This is a genomic window from Streptomyces sp. SM1 (assembly GCF_002910825.1).
Taxonomy (GTDB): Bacteria; Actinomycetota; Actinomycetes; order Streptomycetales; family Streptomycetaceae; genus Streptomyces; species Streptomyces okerensis.
Window position 1 is genome coordinate 1 of record NZ_NEUB01000256.1, and the last position, 2,775, is coordinate 2,775.

Annotated in this window: 1 protein-coding gene, 1 tRNA gene and 1 pseudogene; 1 reads left to right on the top strand and 2 read right to left on the bottom strand. The window is 73.3% G+C overall.

Annotated elements, in window-relative coordinates; genetic code table 11:
- Positions 1-403 (bottom strand): annotated as a pseudogene (gene fhaA / locus B9S61_RS06030) (antibiotic biosynthesis regulator FhaA); the annotation flags it as partial.
- Between the two features lie 524 nt (positions 404-927).
- On the opposite strand from fhaA, the gene B9S61_RS06035 reads away from it, so the two are divergent.
- Positions 928-1,011: transfer RNA gene (locus tag B9S61_RS06035), tRNA-Leu, on the top strand.
- 407 nt (positions 1,012-1,418) lie between these two features.
- Here the strand turns inward: B9S61_RS06035 and B9S61_RS06040 are convergent.
- Positions 1,419-2,775, bottom strand: a 1,357-nt coding sequence (locus B9S61_RS06040) for an ABC transporter permease (protein ID WP_146064728.1), incomplete at its 5' end; no start/stop codon positions are given.

Genomic DNA, 2,775 nt, shown 5'->3' on the forward strand with positions numbered 1-2,775 from the left:
CCGCCGGGGGGCCTCCGGCCTGGCTGGCCGAGGAGGCGAGCGTACGGCTGCGGACCCGGTACAGGCCGGTGTCCAGGTCCTCCGCCTTCTCCAGGTGCACCTTGATGGGGCCCATGAAGGTGTAGCGCTGCTGCTTGGCGTAGTCGCGCACCATGCCGGCGAGCTCGTCGCCGAGCTGGCCGGAGTACGGGCTGAGGCGCTCGAAGTCCGGGGTGCTCAGCTCGACGATGAAGTCATTGGGTACGACGGTGCGGTCGCGGTTCCAGATGGTGGCGTTGTTGTCGCACTCCCGCTGGAGCGCTCCCGCGATCTCCACGGGCTGCACCTCGGACTTGAACACCTTGGCGAAGGTGCCGTTGACCAGACCTTCGAGACGCTGCTCGAACTTCTTCAGGACTCCCATGGGGCACCTCCTCCGTCGCTGCCGTCCTGTGTACTGCCCCGTGCGCCGTTTCGTGCACCGGTTACCTGGTACTGCTTACTGATCGTATCCACGCGCCGCCCGATCGGCTGGTTCCCCCCGTCCGCCCGGCCGACGGGTGTCGACGCCTGACGGAGTTCCCTCCGGGGCTCCTCTTCGAACTCCTTCGGCCGTGCTCGTGCGGGTCGTTCTGCCAAGGATCGTAGAGGGGGCCGCAGACCAGTGTCCCGCACCTGACCGCGGACTCCGTCCGGCTCCTGGGGAGACGGGTACGACCGGTACGAGGTTGATACGTGAAGCAATCGGCCTTGTTGCACGGCGGACACCGGGGAGGGGGCGGCGGGACCGGCCCCGGGAGGTGGTCGCGGAAGGTCGTGCGAGGTCGTGGCCGGTCGGGCCGCGGGCGGTGAAAAGCGATGTGAATCCACCCCGACCAGCATGCTAATGTTCTGGATGTCGGAAGGCGCCGAGCCCCCAAGGGGCAAGGGCTCGAGGACACACCCAATGCGCGGGTGGCGGAATAGGCAGACGCGCTGGATTCAGGTTCCAGTGCCCGAAAGGGCGTGGGGGTTCAACTCCCCCCTCGCGCACACCGTCGGACGGGCGGCATCCATCGGATGCCGCCCGTTTCGCGTGTTCGGGGCGGGGTGTGAGGGGCGGCCGTGTGAGGAACATCTCATGATCGTTTTCGGCCGGGGTGGCCCGATGCCCCTTCGGGTCGGGGGTGCGGGGAGGGCCGCCGCATCGAGGGCTGGGGGCGGCTGGAGAAGCGGCTGCCGGGACCCGGGCTCGCGGCTGTGCGCCGCGGGGCGCCGGGTGGGCGGTGGGTGACACGGTGGGTCGGCCGGTGGGTGACGCGACAGATCGGCCGGTGGACGTCCCGTGGGCCGGCTGACAGACGTCCCTGGGGCGGCCGGTAGCCGACCCGGTGGGGGCCACGGCCGGGCGTGTGCTGCCGGAGGCCCGGTGGGTGTCGCCGGAGGCCGGGTGGGCGGGCCTAGTCGCGGACGGTGGCCGACTGCAGGGGTGGGCGGTGGAGGACGAGCGCCGTCCGGGTGGCTGCGGTGGCCGTGGCGAGGACCGCGCAGACCGTCACGGACGTGGCCACGGCCGGCCAGGGGAGGGTCAGCGGGGCGGGGGCCGACTGCAGGGCCAGGGCCGCCCCGATCCCGGCCAGGTCGAGTACGGCGACGGTCACTCCCAGGATCGCGCCGATCGCGGCGGCCGTCACGGACTCGGCACTCACCAGCCGCAGCACCTGCCACCGCGTGGCGCCGGAAAGCCGCAGCACCGCGAGATCGCGCGCCCGGTCGGATGTCGCCATGATCGTGGTGTTGACCAGGGAGATGCCCGTGTACAGCAGTGCGATGCCGAGGACGAGGAGGAGGCCGTAGCGGGTGGTGCGTGCGGTCCCGGGCTCCGTGGCGGAGAGCCACCGCTCCGCGCTCAGGACCCTGCCGCCCGCGGGCCGCACCGCCCTCTTCAGCCCGGCGGCCACCACGTGCGCGTCGGCACCGTCGGCGACCGCGACGTCGACGCGGTCCACGCGCGCGCCCGGCGCGTTGGCGGGCGTGACGTAGACGCCGTTGTCGCCGGTGCCGGTGGCCATCACCGCGGCGATCCGCAGGGTCCGCTCCGTGCCGTCCCCCAGCCACACGCGGACGCGCTGCCCGACCGCATGCCGCTCCCACTCCTCGTTGACGATGAGGGACCCGTCGTCGAGGTCGCTGACCTTCCCCGCCGTGAGTGGCAACCGCGCGGTGGCCGCCAGGCCCCCGGGGGCGACGGCACGGGCCTCGGAGCCGATCAGCGCCACGCCCTCCTCCAGGACGTGCACCACGCTCGGCGCGCTCGCCGACGTCCGTGCGCCGGGCACCGCGCGGAGCCGGTCCAGCGTCCGCGCGTCGAAGGGGCCGTCGCCGGCGGCCGTGACGACGAACGCCGCGGTGGTCCGCTCCCGTGCCTCGGCGGTCCTGGCCCGGTCGAGCGTCGCGGTGGCGCCGAGCAGCGAACCCGCGAGGGCCACCGTGACCAGGACGGGCGCCGCGACCGCGGCCGTACGGCGCACTCCGGTGGCCGCGTTCTCGCGCACCAGCATGCCGCCCGCCCCCGGGAACCGGACCGGCAGCCAGGTCAGCAGCCGGCTCAGCGGGCGCACCGCCGGCGGCGTGAGCAGCGCTGCGGCGGTGATCAGCAGCATGGGCCGGCTGACATAGCTCTTGCGGTGCAGCAGCTCGCCGGGACCGCCGATCAGCGAGACGGCCAGGGTCACCACGGCAGCCGACAGCAGACCCGCGCCGCACAGCCACCGCCCCGGCGTCATGACCACGGTGTCGGCGGACGCCTCGCGCAGC